The sequence below is a fragment of the Saliniferula longa genome (assembly GCF_050789285.1).
In the GTDB taxonomy this organism is placed as follows: domain Bacteria; phylum Pseudomonadota; class Alphaproteobacteria; order Rhodobacterales; family Rhodobacteraceae; genus CAVPWP01.
The window spans coordinates 572,166-589,754 of sequence record NZ_JBOUVX010000001.1 but is presented as its reverse complement, the minus strand read 5'-3'; the positions used below and the strand labels follow the sequence as shown (position 1 = coordinate 589,754).

Genomic DNA, 17,589 nt, shown 5'->3' with positions numbered 1-17,589 from the left:
ATCCCGCGACAACTGGGGGCAGTGTGGTGGGGTAAGTGATGATCGAGTACGAGTACAGGGTGATCCCTGCGCCGGCAAAGCCCGCGCGCGGCAAGGCTGACACCAGCGCCGGCGACGGCTTTCTGGCGCTGTTTTCCGAACTTCTCAACGACATGGGCCGCGAGGGCTGGATCTACGTCCGCACCGACGTCGTGACCGAACGGCGCGGCCGGTGGCCATTCCTGCACCGGACCGAGACGCGCGAACTGGTGGTGTTCCAGCGCCCCGTGCAGTCCGACCCAAGGCCGCTTCTGCTGACGCACCAGGTCGAGGGGCCGTCCACAGCGGCGGCGCCCCTGCCGGTTCCGGTGCCCCCTGACGCCGTCGCGCGTCCGGCCTCGGAAACCACCGCCATTGGCGTGGCCGAGGCGATGTCGCAGGCCCGCGCGCGTCGCGTGACGCGCCCCGAAGCGGTCGAGCGTGTGCGCGCCGGCGCCCGTCGGATCGCGATGACGCCGCCGGCCGCGCGGGCGCCCCGCCGGATCGCCACGGCGGCCGAGTAGCCCTGTTCGCCCTGTGGTCTGGCAGGGCCGGGTCGGTCAGCCCTCGATCTTCAGGGCAAGCGCATGGATGCGACCCACAAGGTCGGGTCCAAGGGCCTCATGCACGGCGCGGTGCCGCTCGATCCGCGACATCGGCGCGAAAGCGCTTGCCCGGATCGCCACGCGGAAGTGGCTTTCGCCACCTTCGCGATAGCCGGCGTGGCCGCGGTGGCGTTCGCTTTCGTCGGTGACGGTCAGTTCGCTGGGCGCGAAGGTGCGTTCCAGGCTTTCGCGGATCTCGTCGGCCACCGGCATTTTTTCCCCGTCCCTCTTCAATCTGTGGCGCAAACGACTACACTCTCGGGTCCGAGTCGGAAAGGTGCGCGCATGAGCAAGGACGATCCCTTCGGTTTCGATCTTCGTGTTTCAACGGACAAGAAGAAGCGCTCGCGCACCCGGCGGGGCATGTCGGGCGCGGTCGAGACGTCGCAGCGCGCCTGCGATCACCCCGGCTGCGAGGATCAGGGGCAGTACCGCGCCCCGAAGTCGCCCGATACGCTGGACGACTATTTCTGGTTCTGCCGCGACCACGTGCGCGAGTACAACCTGAAATGGAACTTCTTCCACGGCGCGACCGAGGAGGAATTCGAGGCGCAGCTTGACAAGGACCGTGTCTGGGAACGCCCGACCGCGCCCTTCGGCAAGCGCAGCGAGGAACAGCGCGCCTGGGCGCGGCTCGGCGTCGACGACCCGTTGCAGGTGCTGGGCGAGAACGCCACGCGCAATCCCGGCAAATCGATCACCGGCACCCGCAAGCTGCCGCCGACGGAACGCCGGGCGCTTGATATCCTCGAGGCGAAGGATCACTGGACGAAGGCGGAAATCCGAAAGCAATACAAGAGTCTGGTCAAGGATCTTCACCCAGACATGAACGGCGGCAACCGGTCGGACGAAGATCGCCTTCAGGAAGTCGTCTGGGCCTGGGACCAGATCAAGGACAGCCGCAACTTCGCGGGTTGATCCCCGCGCAGGCCCTCAGGCCGGCAAGAAGACCAGGCTTGCCCCGTTCAGGCAGTGACGCTTGCCGGTGGGCGGCGGGCCATCGTCGAAGATATGGCCCAGATGGCTGCCGCAGCGGCGGCAGTGGCACTCCGTGCGCGTCATGAAGAAGCTGCGGTCGGGCTTGGTTCCGATCGCGTCGGGCAGTGCCTCCCAGAAGGACGGCCATCCGGTGCCGCTGTCGTATTTCGCCGTCGACGCGTAAAGCGGCAGGTCGCACCCGCGGCACTGGTAGAGACCGGGATCGTAACGCTTGTCGAGCGGGCTGGTGCCGGCACGCTCGGTCCCCTCTTCGCGCATCACCCGGTATTCAAGGTCGCTCAGCATGGCCCGCCATTCGGCATCGGTGCGCGTGACCTCGAAGGTCTCGGCCGATGCCGGCCGCGAAAGCCCGGCCACAAGGCCAAGCGCTGTGGCCATCGTGGCCCCGGACAGAATTTCGCGTCGGTTCATGGCGTCCTCCTTGTGGGGCGACCCTAGACCGGCAACCGCAACACGGCCAAATCACGAAGCCGCGTGCGGTCAGAAGGCCTCCCACGGGCGCTGCTGGGGCCAGGGCGGCAGCCAGTCGGGCAGCGCGTCCGAAACGCCGGCCCGCGTCTCGAGCGGCCGCACCCAGGGATCGGGGCGCAGCCAGTTGTAGGCAACGGCGGTCAGGTCGACCTCGGGATCCACATAAAGCTGCCTTGGCCGGCCGTTCAGCGACTTCACGATCTGTGCGCGCACCTCGACATCGCCCATGCCCTCGGCCCGCGCCTGCGCCTCGAGGAGCTGCGCGAAATCGTGGATGAGGTCCGTCCGCGTAAGCACCGCTCGGGCCTGCCGCGCCGACATCACGGCGAAGGGATCGACCGTGACGGTGACGCCGCGCGCGGGATCATGGACCACGAAGACGCCTTCCGCCTTGCGGTCGTAGATCCGCATGCGCCACGAGAAGCGATGCCCGTCACCGGTCCAGCCGACAAGATTGGGGAAGAAGATCTGCCGCTGCGGCACCGCGATCTGCACCGCGAACCAGACCGCCAGCACCGCCATCAGGCCGGTTCCAAGCGCCGGCACCCCAAGCGCGGCGGGTTCGGGCCGCGGCATCGGCGGCAGCGTCTCGAACAGGCCCAGCGCGCGGCGGGCCAGTTGCTGCGGCCAGTCGGGATCGAAGAAGATCAGCGTGATCGCGATCGTAAGCCAGGGGAAGATCCCGATGTTGAAGAAGACCGAGTTCGACATGTGGAAGACGCAGTAGGTCAGGAAGACCGCCAGCCGCGTGCGCCGCCACAAAAGCAGGGGCGCCCCCAGGATGTGCAGCCCGATCGTGCCCCAGGTCCCCATCAGGATCACCCAGTCATACTGGAAGATCCAGCCGAACACGTGATCCTCCGCCTGCGCGCGCAGCCACATCCCCAGCGGTTCGCCCCGCAGCCAGTCGTCGGTGATCTTCACGATGCCGGCGTAGATCAGGATGATCTCGGTCTGAAGCCGGATCGCCGCCACCGGCCAGCGCGGGATGAAGGCCATCCGCGTTTCGGGACGCCGCCAGGCATCGACCGAGAACGCCCGCCCCGCCGGAGCGAAGCACAACAGCACCGCATAAAGCAGGACCATATAGTTGTGGTTGAGGTACTGCGTCTTGTCGAGAAGGAAGAAGTAGCCGAAGACCAGCGTGAACCCGATGATCGCGACGCGGTAGAAAGCGCCGATCATCACCAGGAAGGCAAACACCCCGACCGACAGCCAGGCCCAGTGAATCCAGGGCTCGGGCAAGGGACGGATGAAATCGAGGCCGAAGTAGGGGAAGTTCCACGTCGGCTCGACGTAGTAGCGAAAGATGCGGTCGTACTTGATGTAACGATAGCAGTCCCAGACCATGATCGCCCCGAAGAGGATGCGCGTGACCGCCAGCGACTGGATCGCGACAGGCTGCGACAGATAGGCCTGCGCGCGGCGCCAGAGCGGTTCGGCGGCAGATCGGGCGGTCGGCGTGAGGGCGGCGTCGGTCATCGGGTGGGCGTCTCGTGGTCGAATGGCAGTCTGCAGGCAGTCCCCGGCAAAGGAAAGAGACGCCCGTCGTCCCCGGGTTTGCACCGAAACCTGGAACTTTCCCATAAACCCCGGGTGTATTTGCCGGCGGTACGCCCACAGATTATCGGACAAATCCCCGCGCGCGCACTATATGAGGCAGCATGAACACGCGATCCGACCCCCTGGCCGACCCCCTGGCCCCCGCCCGAGAAGGCCCCCTTGTCGTCTATGACGGCGAATGTCCGTTCTGCGCGGCCTATGTCCGCATGACGCGCCTGCGCGAAAGCGCGGGACCGGTCACGCTGGTCGACGCGCGCGCGGGCGGGCATCCGGTGCTGGACGAGATCCGCGGGCAAGGCCTTGACCTTGACCGGGGGATGGTCGTGAAGATGGACGGCCGGCTTTACCACGGCGACGCGGCGATGACCGCGCTTGCCTTGATGACGACGCCCTCGGGGCTGTTCAACCGCACGATGCGCGCGTTGTTCCGCCGGCCCGGGCTGGCGCGGGTGATCTATCCGCCGATGGTCGCCGGGCGGAACCTGACCTTGCGGCTTCTGGGCCGCCGGCCGATCGGCGCGCAATAGGCCCCGCCTGCCCCCAAGCCGCCCTTCCCCTTGCCCTTGCCGGCGATATGTTGCACCACACCTCCGGCGCCCGCGGGGGCGCAAGACGGAAGGACCCACAATGGCCGACGGCATGATCGATCAGAACGCGAAACCCAGCGAGGAGGTCTCGATCCGCGAGGTCTTCGGGATCGACAGCGACATGATCGTGCGGGCCTTCCCCGAGCGCACCCAGCGCGTGCCCGAGCTTGACACCACCTACAAGTTCGACCCCGACACGACGCTCGCCATTCTTGCCGGATTCTCGCACAACCGCCGGGTGATGATCCAAGGCTATCACGGCACCGGCAAGTCGACCCATATCGAACAGGTCGCGGCCCGGCTCAACTGGCCCTGTGTGCGCGTCAACCTCGACAGTCACATCAGCCGGATCGACCTGATCGGCAAGGACGCGATCAAGCTGCGCGACGGGATGCAGGTGACCGAATTCCAGGAGGGCATCCTGCCCTGGGCGCTGCGCAATCCCACGGCCATCGTCTTTGACGAATACGATGCCGGCCGGCCGGACGTGATGTTCGTGATCCAGCGCGTGCTCGAGCATGACGGCAAGCTCACGCTGCTCGACCAGAACGAAATCATCACCCCGCACCGCTATTTCCGCCTGTTCGCAACCGCGAACACCGTGGGGCTTGGCGACACCACCGGGCTTTACACCGGCGTTCAGCAGATCAACCAGGCGCAGATGGACCGCTGGAGCCTTGTGGCCACGCTGAACTACCTCAGCCACGACGCCGAAGCCGCGATCGTCCTGGCCAAGGCGCCGCACTACAACACCGAAAAGGGCCGCAAGATCGTCAGCCAGATGGTGACGGTCGCCGACCTGACGCGCACCGCCTTCATGAACGGCGATCTCTCGACGGTGATGAGCCCGCGCACGGTCATCACCTGGGCGCAGAACGCCGAGATCTTCCGCTCGCTCGGGTATGCCTTCCGGCTGACGTTCCTCAACAAGTGCGACGAGCTCGAGCGCCAGACGGTGGCCGAGTTCTACCAGCGCTGCTTCGACGAGGAACTGCCCGAAAGCGCGGCCTCGACCAGCGTGGCCTGAGACCGCCCAACCCCTGAGCGACGCGACAGGTCGCGGGGTGGCCCGGCTTGCCCCGTCCCGCCTCTGACCGGCGGGCGCGGCGCCTTCACACCACAGCCTTGCCCCAAGGCCCGCGCAGGGCGGTCCCGCCGCCGGGTCCGGTTCGACTGCGCATTTTGCGCAACGCCGCTTTGTTTTCGCATTTCGATCAATTGCTCGGCAAGATTTCCTGCATGATGCTTACATCATGGGCGATTTGCGAAAAATCCTTGCCGCCCTCGCGGCCCTCTGCGCCACCCAGGCGGCGGCGCTGCCTCCGTCGCCCCATGAACGCGCCCGGGTCTTCGCCGATTGTGCCGGATGGCTTCTGGCGCTCGAGGAGCATCAGCGGCTGTTCGACGGGCCGGCTTCGGACGTGACGGCCGCGCGGCGGGCGGCGTTCCTTGACCTTCTCGACGCCGTTCTGCCCGATGCAGAGGCCCAGGGACTTCCTGAGGGCACCACCCTGACGTGGCGCGTCACCGCCCGCGCCGAGCAGGCCATGCTTCTGACGCGCGCCGCCTTCGCAGAGGATCCCCATGCGCGGCCCGCCTCGGCCGCGGCGGCCGAGGCCCGCGTCGCCGGCTGCCTGCGCCTCCTGCCCGGAACCTGACCCGAACGATCGCCGCCCGCGCACGGGCGTCCCTTCCCCTTGCCTTTTCCCCCCGGGGGCGCGATCTATCCCGGCATGAAGCCTGCTTCCGACAATCCTGCCGATCCCTTCAAGAAGGCGCTGGCCGAAGCCACCAAGGTGATGGCCGACGATCCCGACCTGACGGTCAGCTATTCGGTCGACCCGCCGGGGATGACCGCCGACCAGATCCGCCTGCCCCAGGTCACGCGGCGCATGACGCGCGACGAGGTGATGCTGGCCCGCGGCACGGCCGATGCGCTTGCGCTGCGCCACCGCTATCACGACGGCAAGACCTTCAGCCGCTACCAGCCGCAGGGCCAGATGGCGCGCGACCTTTACGCCGCGATGGAAGAAGCGCGCTGCGAGGCCATCGGCGCGCGGGTGATGCCCGGCACCGCCGGCAACATCGACGCCAAGATCGCCGCCGAAGCCGCGCGCAAGGGCTTTGCCCAGATCCGCGAGGCCGCGGACGCGCCGCTTGCCACGGCCGCGGGCTATATGATCCGGCAGCGCGCCACAGGCCGCCCCCTGCCCCCGGGGGCGGAAAACGTGCTCGACCTGTGGCGCGGTTTCATCGAGGACGCGGCGGGCGGCACGCTTGACGACCTCGACGCCAAACTCGACGACCAGACGGCCTTCGCCCGCTTCGCCCGGCAGGTCATCAGCGATCTCGGCTATGGCGACCAGCTGGGCGACGACCCCGACGCCGGCGAGGACGAGAACGAGGCGCAGGACGGCCCCGAAGAGCAGGACAACCCCGAGGCCCAGGGCGAAGAGGACGGCGACAGCGACGAGATGGACGCGTCGCCCGAGCAAAGCCAGGACCAGCAGATGGACCCGAGCCAGGCACAGGTCGCCGCCGACGACCTGGCCGACGCCGAGATGGGCGAGGAGACCGAACTGCCCGAAGGCGAAGCCCCGCTCGAACCGCCGCCGCCGGCGCCGGCAAGCGAGGCCGACCCGAACTACGTCGTCTATGCCGCCGAGTACGACGAGGAGATCCATGCCGAGGACCTGGCCGAGCCGGCCGAACTGGAACGCCTGCGCGCCTATCTCGACCAGCAGCTCGACCCGTTGAAGGGGGCGGTCTCGCGGCTGGCCAACAAGCTGCAACGGCGGTTGCAGGCGCAGCAGAACCGCAGCTGGGAATTCGACCGCGAGGAAGGCATCCTGGACGCCGGCCGCCTGGCGCGGGTGGTGGCAAACCCCACCACGCCCCTGTCCTTCAAGGTCGAGAAAGACACTGAATTCCGCGACACGGTGGTGACGCTTCTGCTCGACAACTCGGGCTCGATGCGCGGCCGCCCGATCTCGATCGCGGCGATCTGCGCCGACGTGCTGGCGCGGACGCTGGAACGCTGCCAGGTCAAGGTCGAGATCCTGGGCTTCACGACGCGGGCCTGGAAAGGCGGGCAGTCGCGCGAGAAATGGCTGGCCGATGGCCGCCCGCAGGGCCCGGGGCGGCTCAACGACCTGCGCCACATCATCTACAAGGGCGCGGACACCCCCTGGCGGCGCACGCGCGAGAACCTGGGCCTGATGATGAAGGAGGGCCTGCTGAAGGAGAACATCGACGGCGAGGCGCTGGAATGGGCGCACCGGCGGATGCTGGCGCGGCCGGAAGCGCGCAAGATCCTGATGGTGATCTCGGACGGCGCGCCGGTGGACGATTCGACCCTCAGCGTGAACCCCGCGAACTATCTGGAAAAGCACCTGCGCGACGTCATCGCCATGGTCGAGCGCCGCCGCGCGGTGGAACTGATCGCCATCGGCATCGGGCACGACGTGACGCGGTATTACCAGCGCGCGGTCACGATCACCGATGTCGACCAGCTGGCCGGCGCGATGACCGAGCAGCTTGCCGGCCTGTTCGACAAGGATCCGCGCGCGCGGGCGAAGTTCCTGGGGATCCGCAAGGCGGGCTGACGGGTCCGTGGGCGGATCGGACAGGTCGGGGCGAAGGGGAGCTCTGCCCCTGCGCCGCTGACGCGGGCCTCCCCCGGAGTACTTGGAAAGAGAAGACTGCCATGTTCCAGACGTTCCGCGCCACGACCACGCCCGACCAGGGACCGCCGCGGCTTGCGGCGCTGCGGTCGGCGATGGCGGATGAAGGCATCGATGCCTTCCTCGTGCCGCGCGCCGATGCCCATCAGGGGGAATACGTGGCGGCGCGCGACGAACGGCTGGCGTGGCTCACGGGCTTCACCGGATCGGCCGGGATCGCCGCACTGACCCGCGACGCGGCCGGGATCTTTGTCGATGGCCGATATCGGCTGCAGGTTCGGGTGCAGGTGGCCGGGGATTTCACCCCCGTCGACTGGCCCGCGACGCGGCCCGAGGACTGGTTGGCCACGCGTCTGCCCCGCGGCGCAGTCCTGGGCTTCGACGCCTGGCTGCACACCGCAGCCGAGGTCGAGCGGATGGAGCGCAAGCTTGCGCCCGCCGGGGTGGTGCTGCGGCCCTGCGAGAACCTAATCGACCGGATCTGGACCGACCAGCCGTCACCGCCCGCCGGCCATGCCGAGGCCTATCCGGTCGAACTTGCCGGGCGAACCTCGACCGAGAAGCGGGCCGAGCTTGGCCGCGTCCTGCGCGAGGCGGGACAGATGGCGGCGGTGCTGACGCTGCCTGACAGCATCTCGTGGCTTCTGAACCTGCGTGGGCGCGACCTGCCGCAGATGCCCGTCCTGCAGGCCTTCGCGATCCTGCATGCCGATGGCATCGTCGACCTCTTCGCCGATCCCGCGAAGCTCGAGCATGTCGATCCCGGGCACGAGGTGCGCGTCCTGCGGCCCGACCGGCTGGCACCGGCACTGGCGGCCCTGCGCGGCCCGGTGCGGGTCGACAAGGCCACGGCCCCCCTTGCGGTGAGCGAGATCCTGACCGCGGCCGGGATCGAGGTCGCCTGGGGCGAGGATCCGTGCATCCTGCCCAAGGCGCGCAAGACCCCGGCCGAGATTGCCGGCACCCGCGAGGCGCATCTGCGCGACGGGGCGGCGATGGTCGAGTTCCTGTGCTGGCTCGACACGGCGGCCCCCGGGGGCAAGCTGACCGAGATCGAGGTGGTCAAGAAGCTCGAGACCTTCCGCCGGGCGACCAACGCGCTGCGCGGGATCAGCTTCGACACGATCTGCGGCGCGGGCGAACATGGCGCGATCGTGCATTACCGCGTGACCGAAGAGACCGATCGTCCGGTGCGCCCGGGCGAGCTGCTTCTGATCGATTCGGGCGGGCAGTATCTGGACGGCACGACCGACATCACCCGCACCGTCGCCGTGGGCGCGCCCACTGCCGAGATGCGCGACTGCTTCACCCGGGTTCTCAAGGGCATGATCGCGATCAGCCGTGCGCGCTGGCCGCGCGGGTTGGCGGGACGCGATCTTGATCCGCTGGCGCGCGCGGCGTTGTGGCGGGCCGGGCTGGACTACGACCATGGCACCGGACATGGCGTCGGCGTCTTCCTGGGCGTCCACGAGGGGCCGCAGCGGATCTCGCGCATTTCGGAGATCGCGCTCGAGCCGGGGATGATCCTGTCGAACGAGCCCGGGTACTACCGCGAGGGCGCCTTCGGCATCCGGATCGAGAACCTTGTCGTGGTCGAGGAGGCACCGAAGATCGGCGACGGGCGGGACCAGCTGGCGTTCGAGACGCTGACCTACGTGCCGATCGACCTGCGTCTGGTCGAACCGGCGATCCTGAGCCCGGGCGAACGCGGCTGGCTCAACGCCTATCACGCCGAAGTCGCGCGGCGGATCGGGCCGCGCGTCGGTTCGGCGGCACGCGACTGGCTGATGGCGGCCACGCGCGCTATCTGAACGAGGGAACGGCGGCGGACCGAAGGTGCGCCGCGAAGGAGGGGACGATGAACAACGATATCCGCATCCGGCGGGCCGAGGGGACGTGGGTGGTGCGCGCCGGCGGCGCCGTGCTGGGCGAGACGCAGAACGCGCTGGAACTGACCGAAGGGCATCTGCCGCCCGTGATCTATTTCCCGCGCGGCGACGTCGCCATGGCGTTTCTCGAACGCAGCGACAAGGTGACGACCTGCCCGAAGAAGGGGCGGGCCGCGCATTACGATATCGTCACCAAAAGCACCGTCCTGCGCAGCGCCGCGTGGTCCTACGAAGAGCCGAACGAAGCCGCGGCCGCGATCGCGGGCCACATCGCCTTCTATTCTCTCGACACGGTCCAGCTCGAGCAGTTGTGACGGGGCGCCCTCGCGCCGGTCAGGAGTGTTCCTCGGCGGCGGTGGCGGCGAGCGCGCGGTTGTAGGCCTTGAGCGCGTCCACCTGGTGCAGGATTCCAAGGACTTCGGGCGGCTCGTCCGGCGCGCCCGTCCGCACCACCGGCAGGAAGCTCCGGTCGGTGCGCTCGAACATCGGCATGGCGGTCTCGAGCGTGGCGTTGGCCGCGATGCCAAGCCCGTCCTTCAGCGCAGCCGCGACCTCGTCAGGGGGTGGGCCGCGCGGGTCGTCGGGCGGGCGCATCACGTTGCCGACCCGGAACATCGCAAGCAGATAGGCCTGCGGTCCCGCGGCAAGGTGGATGTTGCGCCGTTCAAGCTGGGTCAGGAAGAACGACCGGTGGACCAGCTTCGAGGCCAGGGCCGTCGACATCGAGACCGCGACCATCACGGCAAGCCCGATCTGCCAGTCGCCGGTGAGTTCGAAGATGATCAGCGTGGTCGAGATCGGCGCCCCCAACACCGCCGCCGCCACCGCGCCCATCCCCGCCAGTGCATAGACCATCTGCGTGCCCGACACGGTCGGAAAGATCCCAGTGGCGATGATGCCGAAGGCCAGCCCGAGCAGGGCGCCAACCATCAGCGAGGGCGAGAAGACACCGCCCCCCATGCGCCCGCCCATAGTGATCGCCACCGCGACGACCTTGATCATGCAGAAGACGATGGCGTCCCAAAGCCCGATCTGTCCGGTCAGCGCGGCCGCGACGGTTTCGTAGCCCACGCCAATGATATGCGGAAACCAGATCGCGATGCCGCCCAGAAGCGCCCCGGCGACCATCGGGCGCAGCCAGCGCGGCAGCCCTGTCCGGCGGTGCAGGCGGGTGCCGGCGTCGTCGGTCCAGAAGATCGCCCTCATCAGGATCACGGCGACAAGGCCTGACAGGAGTCCCAGGATCAGGAAGGCGGGAAGCTCGACGTAGAAGGCAAGCGCGCCTTCCTCGGGCAGGCTGTATTCGGTGACGCCCCCGAATTCGAGCCGGTTGATGACGGTGCCGGCCGCCGAGGCGATGACGATCGGCGCGAAGGCGTGGACGGCGAAGTGGCGCAGCACCACCTCGAGCGCGAAAAGCGCCCCGGCGATCGGGGCGTTGAAGCTGGCCGACACGGCGGCCGCCACCGCGCAGCCCAGCAGGTCGCGCCCGGTGATGCCGTCGGCGGCGATCCGCCGCGACACCCAGGTCGAGAGAACGCCGGCAAGGTGGACCACGGGCCCTTCGCGTCCCGACGACCCGCCCGAACCCAGCGTGATGAGCGAGGCCGCCGCCGAGGCCAGCCCGGCCCTGACCTCGACCCGGCCCTCGTTCAAGGCGGCGCCTTCGATCACGTCGGCGACCGAGCGGACCCGGCCATCATCGGTGAAGACATGCAGGATGACGCCCACCACCAGCCCGCCGAGGATCGGGATGATCAGGATCACATACCAGGGCAGCGTCTCGGCGAAACTGTGCAGCATCCGCACGTCGTCGGTGCCGTAAAGCGTCTGTTGCAGCCAGATGATGCCCTTGCGGAAGAAAAGCGCCGCAAAACCCGCGGCGATGCCGATCACAAGCGCGATGAACCAGAACTGGATCTGCGTCGGACCCCGGTCACGCAGCACCGTCCAGGCGTCGCGAAGCGCGGCGATGGCCGCGTCGATCCGGCTGGAAAACGTGGCGCGCGGGGGCCCTTCCATGGCGCGTGTCCCGACGGGCAATCCGGTCCTTCGGCCCGGCGGGCCGCCCGTCCGGCCGCGCGGAGCGTCTTGCGGCCGGGGGCGGCCACCTGCCCTTCCTAGGCGAGGGGCGCGCCACCGGCCAGTGCCCCGGGGGACGAAATCCGGCGGGCGTGGCAAATTCGCGCGAAAAAGACTGGGCGAAGAAGACTGGGCGGTGCAGATCAGGCGGTGCAGATCAGGCGGCGCGCCGGGTCAGCCGGCCAGAAGCGCGCGCGCGGCGCCGCGTGCTTCGTCCGTGACGATGTCGCCGGCCAGCATGCGGGCGATCTCGTCGACCCGGGCCTGCGGATCGAGCGCCAGCACCCGGCTGAGCGTCGTGCCATCGGCCACCCGCTTTTCCACCCGCCAGTGATGCTGGCCAAGGGCCGCGACCTGCGGGGAATGGGTCACGACCAGCACCTGCGCGCCCTGCGCCAACGCCGCAAGCCGCCGCCCCACGGCATCGGCCGTGGCGCCGCCCACGCCGCGGTCGATCTCGTCGAAGATCAGGGTCAGGCCGCTGTCTTCGGCCGTCAGGCAGACCTTGAGCGCCAGCAGGAAGCGCGAAAGTTCCCCCCCGCTTGCGATGCGGTTCAGCGGGCCGGCCGGGGCGCCGGGGTTTGTCGCGACCGTGAAGGCCACCGTGTCGGCCCCTTCGGGCCCGGGGTCGCCCGACGCGATATCCGTCGAGAACACGGCCTGTTCCATCTTGAGCGGCGCAAGCTCGGCCGCCATGGCGGCGTCAAGGCGGACCGCGGCCGCGCGCCGCTGCCGCCCAAGGTCAAGGGCCGCGGCGTCGTAGGCGGCGCGCGCGGCGGCCAGGCTGCGTTCCAGCGCGGTCAGTTCGGCCCCCGACCGGTCAAGCGCGGCCAGCCGCGCGGCCAGTTCGGACGTCAGATCGGCAAGATCGTCGGGCGCCACGCCATGTTTGCGGGCCAGCGCACGGATCGCGAACAGCCGCTCTTCGGCGGCCTCGAGATCGGCCGGATCGAAATCCATCGCCTCGAGAAGGCGGGTCACGCCGTCCTGCGCCTCGCCCAGTTCGACAAGGGCGCGCGTCAGCGCCGCAAGCGGCGGCTCGGCCCCCTGCCCCAGCGCTTCGGCCCCGGCCTCGAGCCAGCGGCGCGCGTCGTTCAGCAGCCCCTCGGCCCCCTCGCCACCCAGGGCCTGCGCGGCGCGTGCGACATCGCCGCGGGCCCGCTCGGCCCCCTGCATCAGGCGGCGGCGGGTGTCGAGTTCGGCCTCTTCGCCCGGTTTGGGATCAAGGGCCTGAAGCTCGTCGCAGGCGTGACGCAGATAGTCCTCTTCGGCCTTGGCGGCGGCGACCGCCGCCTGCATCGCGGTCAACGCCTTTTCGGCCGCGCGCAGATCGGCCCAGGCCTTTCGCGTGGCCGCGACGGCAGGCTCCAGCCGGCCATAGGCATCAAGAAGCTGCCGATGGCCGCGCGGGTTCAGAAGTCCGCGGTCGTCGTGCTGTCCGTGAAGCTCGACCAGCGTGTCCGACAAGGCGCGCAGCACCTCGCCCGAGACGCGGCGATCGTTCACCCAGGCGGTCTTGCGCCCGTCCGGCGTGTTGACGCGCCGCAGGATCAACTCGTCCTCGGCGGGCAGACCGGCCTCGCCCAGCACGGCCTGGGCGGGATGCCCCGGCGCAAGGTCGAACCAGGCGGTGACCTCGCCCTGCTCGGCGCCGATGCGCACCAGTTCGGCCCGGCCGCGCCAGCCCAGAACGAAGCCAAGCGCATCCAGAAGGATCGACTTGCCCGCCCCCGTTTCCCCGGTCAGCACGTTCAGGCCCGGCTGGAAGCGCAGTTCCAGCCGGTCGATGATCAGCATGTCGCGGATGTCGAGCCCGCTCAGCATCGCATTCTGGTCGTGGTCAGAGCCATTCGCCGCGGATGGTCTGGCGGTAGATGTCCTGCAGCCATCCCTCGCCTTCGGCCTCGGGGCGCAGGCCAAGGCCCGTCAGCAGGGCGAAGGCTTCCTGGTACCAGACCGACGACTGGTAGTTGAAGCCCAGGATCGCGCCGGCGGTCTGGGCCTCGGCGGACAGGCCCAGGACACTGTAGATCTCGACCAGGCGATACAGCGCCTCGGGGGTCTGGGTGGTGGTCTGGAAATCCTCGACCACGATGCGGAACCGGTTGGAGGCGGCGGTGTAATGGCCGCGGCGCAGGTAGTAGCGGCCGATCTCCATCTCCTTGGCGGCGAGATGGTCGAAGGCCAGATCGAACTTCAGGATCGCGGAACGGGCGTATTCGCTGTCCGGGTAGTCCTCGATCACCACCCGCAGGGCCTGCAGGGCCTGGAACGTCAGCCCCTGATCGCGCCCCACGTCGTCGATCTGGTCGTAGTAGCTCAACGCCAGCAGGTACTGGGCATAGGCCGCATCCTCGTCGGCGGGATAAAGATCGATGAAGCGCTGCGCGGCCGAGCGCGCGTTCTCGTAGTCGCGGTCCCTGTGATAAGCGAAGGCCTGCATGATCAGCGCGCGCTTGGCCCATTCGCTGTAGGGGTAAAGCCGCTCGACCTCGCCGAAGAAGTAGGCGGCCTCTTCGGGATTGCGCTGCACGAGTTCGAATTCCCCGCGCTCGAAGATCTCTTCGGCCGAGAACTGCTCGACCGGGACCGCGCGCGACGAAAACTGGTCACCGCAAGCCGATAGGGCCAGCGCTGCGCAAAGCGTGAATGCCGTTGTCCTGAGCGTGCCTGTCATCTTTGTCCGGTTCGACGCGGAGGGGGCCGAAGCACGGCCAAGGTCGTCCTAACACAGATTTCCGGGGGGCAAAATGCCCATCGACCACCGCGTCGCCGACGAAAGGGCGCGTCAGGCCGCGTGGACTTCGGGCGCATCCGAACGGGTCAGGCCGGCGCCGGGAAGCCGCGCCGCCATGTCTGCGTCAAGCACCACCATGCGGAATGCCTCGGGGTCCGCGAAAAGCGCGTGCAGAAGCCGGTTGGTCAGCGCGTGCCCGGCGCGTTCGCCGTCATAGCGCGCCAGAAGCGGGGCCCCGGCCAGCGCGAGATCGCCCAACGCATCGAGCATCTTGTGGCGCACCGGTTCGTCGGCGTGCCGCAGACCGCCCGGCGTCAGCACCGCGTCGCCATCGACCACGACGGCGTTGTCCAGCGTTCCGCCAAGGATCAGCCCGCGCGCGCGCATCGCATCGACATCGGCGCTGCGGCAGAAGGTGCGGCTGTCGCACAGTTCGTGCACGAAGGTGCCGTTCGCCATGTCGAGTGCTTTTTCCTGGCGGCCGATCGCGGAGTCGTCGAATTCGATCTCGAACCGCATCTCGAGGCCTTCGGCGGGGCGCAGCGTGGCGCTGGCGTCGCCGCGGGTCACGGTGACGGGCTTGAGGACCTCGATCGCCCGGATCGGGGCGTCGAGCGCCCGCAGCCCGCGGGCAAGGATCGCTTTGACGAAGATGGCCGCGCTTCCGTCCATGATCGGAACCTCGGGCCCGTCGATCTCGATCAGGGCGTTATGGACACCGGTTCCCGCCAAGGCGGCCATCACGTGCTCGACCGTCGAGACCTCGACACCGGCGCCGTTGGCCAGCTTCGTCGACAGTTCGGACGCGATCACCGCATCGTATCGCGCGGGGATCATAGCGTCGCGACCTGACACGTCGGTGCGACGGAACCAGATCCCGTATTCGGCCGACGCCGGGTGAATCGTCATGCGCACCGGCCGCCCAGTATGAAGCCCGGTTCCGACGAAACTGATCGGCGATTTCAAGGTCGTCTGCACGGTGTATCCCCAATGTCTGCTCGAGCGGCATCTGATGCGCCACTTGCGATGTTCAGCTAAGGACCGGGGGACAAACACTCAATTCAATCTTTGTAACGGTCTGAAACACGGCCGCGACGGATCGGCAGAAAACTGCCTATTCTGCGGCGCGGCGACTGCAAGCCATTGGAAAAAAAAGAAAAGGGCCGGCGGCGGCCGGCCCTTCGTGACGGAATTGTGACGTGGCGTCAGTTCGCCTGGCGGCGCAGGAAGGCCGGAATCTCGATGCGCTCCTGCTCGGGCGACATCTCGTCTTCCTGGCCGGCGCTGACCACCGGAGGCTGCCTGCGGGCCGTCGGCGCGGGCCGCGGCGCGGCGCTTTCGGCCGGATGACCGGTCATCCGGTTGATCAGACTGTTGATGCCGAAGCGCGGCTTTTCCGCCTCGGCCGGAGCGGGCGCACGGCGCGGCGCTTCGGTGGCTTCGGCCGGATCGCGCTGCGGCGCCCGGCGCACGGCGGCCTCGAGACGGGCCAGCGCCTCGGGCGTGGGCGTTCCGGGGCGCGGACGCGCGGCCGGTTCCTGCGGCATGGGGTCATGGACCGCGGTCTCGTGCCGATAGGCCGGCGGCGGCAGATCGTCCTCGTCATAGTCGGTCCGCGCCGCTGCGGCCCGGAACGCCGGGGCCTGCTGCGGGGCCGGCTGGAAGGCCGGGCGCGGTTCGTGCCGGGGTTCGTACTCCGGTTCGGGCGCGATGTCGTCGAAAAGCGACGGCTCGTCGGCGTCGTCATCGGCCATCTCGACCTCGGTTGCGCCGCGGGCGACCGAGACGGTCTCCTCGACCGCGGCCTCGACGGGCTTGAGAGGTTCGGCAAGCGAGCGGCGCGGCAACGGCACGTCGGACGTGGCGGGCTTGGCGTCGATGCCGGTGGCGACGACGCTGACCCGCATCATGCCCTCCATGTCGGTGTCAAGCGTCGAACCGACGATGATGTTGGCGTCGGGGTCGACTTCCTCGCGGATGCGGTTCGCGGCTTCGTCCAGTTCGAACAGCGTCAGGTCGTATCCGCCGGTGATGTTGATCAGCACGCCCTTGGCGCCCTTCAGGCTGATCTCGTCGAGAAGCGGGTTGGCGATCGCCTTCTCGGCGGCCTGGATCGCGCGATCCTCGCCCGTGGCTTCGCCGGTGCCCATCATCGCCTTGCCCATCTCGTCCATCACCGCGCGGACGTCGGCGAAGTCGAGGTTGATCAGGCCGGGGCGCACCATCAGGTCGGTCACGCCCTTGACGCCCTGATACAGCACGTCGTCGGCCAGCGAGAACGCCTCGGTGAAGGTGGTCTTCTCGTTCGCCAGCCGGAACAGGTTCTGGTTGGGGATGATGATCAGCGTGTCGACCATGCGCTGCAGCGCCTCGACCCCTTCCTCGGCCTGGCGCATGCGTTTTGCGCCCTCGAACTGGAAGGGCTTGGTCACGACGCCCACCGTCAGCACGCCAAGCTCGCGCGCGGCCTGCGCGATGATCGGCGCGGCGCCCGTGCCGGTGCCGCCGCCCATGCCGGCGGTGATGAAGCACATGTGCGCCCCGGCCAGCTGGTCGACGATTTCCTCGATCGTCTCTTCCGCCGCCGCGGCCCCCACCGTTGGACGCGCTCCAGCGCCCAGACCCTCGGTGACGCGCACGCCCATCTGGATCTTCACCGGCGCAGACGACTGCGCCAGCGCCTGGGCATCGGTGTTCGCCACCACGAACTCGACACCCTCGAGCCGCTTCTCGATCATGTTGTTGACGGCGTTGCCGCCCGCGCCACCGACGCCGAAGACCGTGATGCGGGGCTTCAGCTCGTCATTCTGAGGGATGGTCAAGGTCAATGTCATCGATCTGTCCGCCTGCTGTCGTTGTCGCCCCCGCCAGGGCGAATGATGGGGCCCGATAAAGGGGCCAACTGTCCTGATTGTCGGGCAATTTAGCCATTGAGGCCCCCGAGGTCACGAAAAA

Annotated in this window: 16 protein-coding genes; 8 read left to right on the top strand and 8 right to left on the bottom strand. The window is 68.6% G+C overall.

Annotated features, from left to right (window positions below; translation table 11 throughout):
- The first annotated feature begins 38 nt into the window (after positions 1-38).
- A complete protein-coding gene (locus ACRDNQ_RS02645; RefSeq protein ID WP_431827073.1) occupies positions 39-542 on the top strand; it encodes a DUF4177 domain-containing protein in 504 nt (167 codons plus the stop codon).
- Between the two features lie 36 nt (positions 543-578).
- On the opposite strand, the gene ACRDNQ_RS02640 is transcribed toward ACRDNQ_RS02645, so the two are convergent.
- Positions 579-836 (bottom strand): BolA family protein, encoded by a 258-nt coding sequence (locus ACRDNQ_RS02640; RefSeq protein WP_431827072.1) that lies wholly within the window; start codon positions 834-836, stop codon positions 579-581.
- A gap of 72 nt (positions 837-908) precedes the next feature.
- Here ACRDNQ_RS02640 and ACRDNQ_RS02635 point away from each other — a divergent pair, with 72 nt between their 5' ends.
- Complete coding sequence (locus tag ACRDNQ_RS02635; protein WP_431827071.1) at positions 909-1,541, top strand: DnaJ domain-containing protein; 633 nt, start codon at positions 909-911, stop codon at positions 1,539-1,541.
- A 15-nt stretch (positions 1,542-1,556) separates the two neighbouring features.
- On the opposite strand, the gene msrB is transcribed toward ACRDNQ_RS02635, so the two are convergent.
- Complete coding sequence (gene msrB / locus ACRDNQ_RS02630; RefSeq protein WP_431827070.1) at positions 1,557-2,033, bottom strand: peptide-methionine (R)-S-oxide reductase MsrB; 477 nt, start codon at positions 2,031-2,033, stop codon at positions 1,557-1,559.
- Between the two features lie 69 nt (positions 2,034-2,102).
- Positions 2,103-3,575, bottom strand: a complete 1,473-nt coding sequence (locus ACRDNQ_RS02625; RefSeq protein WP_431827069.1) for an HTTM domain-containing protein — start codon at positions 3,573-3,575, stop codon at positions 2,103-2,105.
- Positions 3,576-3,757: 182 nt separating this feature from the next.
- On the opposite strand from ACRDNQ_RS02625, the gene ACRDNQ_RS02620 reads away from it, so the two are divergent.
- The 6 genes from ACRDNQ_RS02620 (at position 3,758) to ACRDNQ_RS02595 (ending at position 10,129) form a co-directional block, all read left to right on the top strand.
- Positions 3,758-4,183, top strand: a complete 426-nt coding sequence (locus ACRDNQ_RS02620; RefSeq protein ID WP_431827068.1) for a DCC1-like thiol-disulfide oxidoreductase family protein — start codon at positions 3,758-3,760, stop codon at positions 4,181-4,183.
- A gap of 100 nt (positions 4,184-4,283) precedes the next feature.
- Positions 4,284-5,270, top strand: coding sequence for a cobaltochelatase subunit CobS (gene cobS, locus ACRDNQ_RS02615; protein ID WP_431827067.1), 987 nt, complete (start codon positions 4,284-4,286; stop codon positions 5,268-5,270).
- Positions 5,271-5,496: 226 nt separating this feature from the next.
- On the top strand, positions 5,497-5,901 hold the full coding sequence (locus tag ACRDNQ_RS02610) for a hypothetical protein (RefSeq protein WP_431827066.1): 405 nt from the start codon (positions 5,497-5,499) through the stop codon (positions 5,899-5,901).
- 75 nt (positions 5,902-5,976) lie between these two features.
- A complete protein-coding gene (gene cobT, locus ACRDNQ_RS02605) occupies positions 5,977-7,848 on the top strand; it encodes a cobaltochelatase subunit CobT (RefSeq protein WP_431827065.1) in 1,872 nt (623 codons plus the stop codon).
- Between the two features lie 101 nt (positions 7,849-7,949).
- A complete protein-coding gene (locus ACRDNQ_RS02600) occupies positions 7,950-9,737 on the top strand; it encodes an aminopeptidase P family protein (protein WP_431827064.1) in 1,788 nt (595 codons plus the stop codon).
- A 47-nt stretch (positions 9,738-9,784) separates the two neighbouring features.
- On the top strand, positions 9,785-10,129 hold the full coding sequence (locus ACRDNQ_RS02595; RefSeq protein ID WP_431827063.1) for a DUF427 domain-containing protein: 345 nt from the start codon (positions 9,785-9,787) through the stop codon (positions 10,127-10,129).
- A gap of 19 nt (positions 10,130-10,148) precedes the next feature.
- Here the strand turns inward: ACRDNQ_RS02595 and ACRDNQ_RS02590 are convergent, their stop codons facing one another.
- The 5 genes from ACRDNQ_RS02590 to ftsZ all read right to left on the bottom strand — a co-directional run bounded on the left by ACRDNQ_RS02590 (position 10,149) and on the right by ftsZ (position 17,468).
- On the bottom strand, positions 10,149-11,837 hold the full coding sequence (locus tag ACRDNQ_RS02590) for a chloride channel protein (RefSeq protein ID WP_431827062.1): 1,689 nt from the start codon (positions 11,835-11,837) through the stop codon (positions 10,149-10,151).
- 234 nt (positions 11,838-12,071) lie between these two features.
- Complete coding sequence (recN, locus tag ACRDNQ_RS02585; RefSeq protein ID WP_431827061.1) at positions 12,072-13,721, bottom strand: DNA repair protein RecN; 1,650 nt, start codon at positions 13,719-13,721, stop codon at positions 12,072-12,074.
- A 16-nt stretch (positions 13,722-13,737) separates the two neighbouring features.
- Positions 13,738-14,574 (bottom strand): outer membrane protein assembly factor BamD, encoded by an 837-nt coding sequence (locus tag ACRDNQ_RS02580; protein WP_431827060.1) that lies wholly within the window; start codon positions 14,572-14,574, stop codon positions 13,738-13,740.
- Positions 14,575-14,685: 111 nt separating this feature from the next.
- A complete protein-coding gene (gene lpxC, locus ACRDNQ_RS02575) occupies positions 14,686-15,612 on the bottom strand; it encodes a UDP-3-O-acyl-N-acetylglucosamine deacetylase (protein WP_431827059.1) in 927 nt (308 codons plus the stop codon).
- Positions 15,613-15,839: 227 nt separating this feature from the next.
- Positions 15,840-17,468, bottom strand: coding sequence for a cell division protein FtsZ (gene ftsZ / locus ACRDNQ_RS02570; RefSeq protein WP_431827058.1), 1,629 nt, complete (start codon positions 17,466-17,468; stop codon positions 15,840-15,842).
- Between the last annotated feature and the right edge of the window lie 121 nt (positions 17,469-17,589).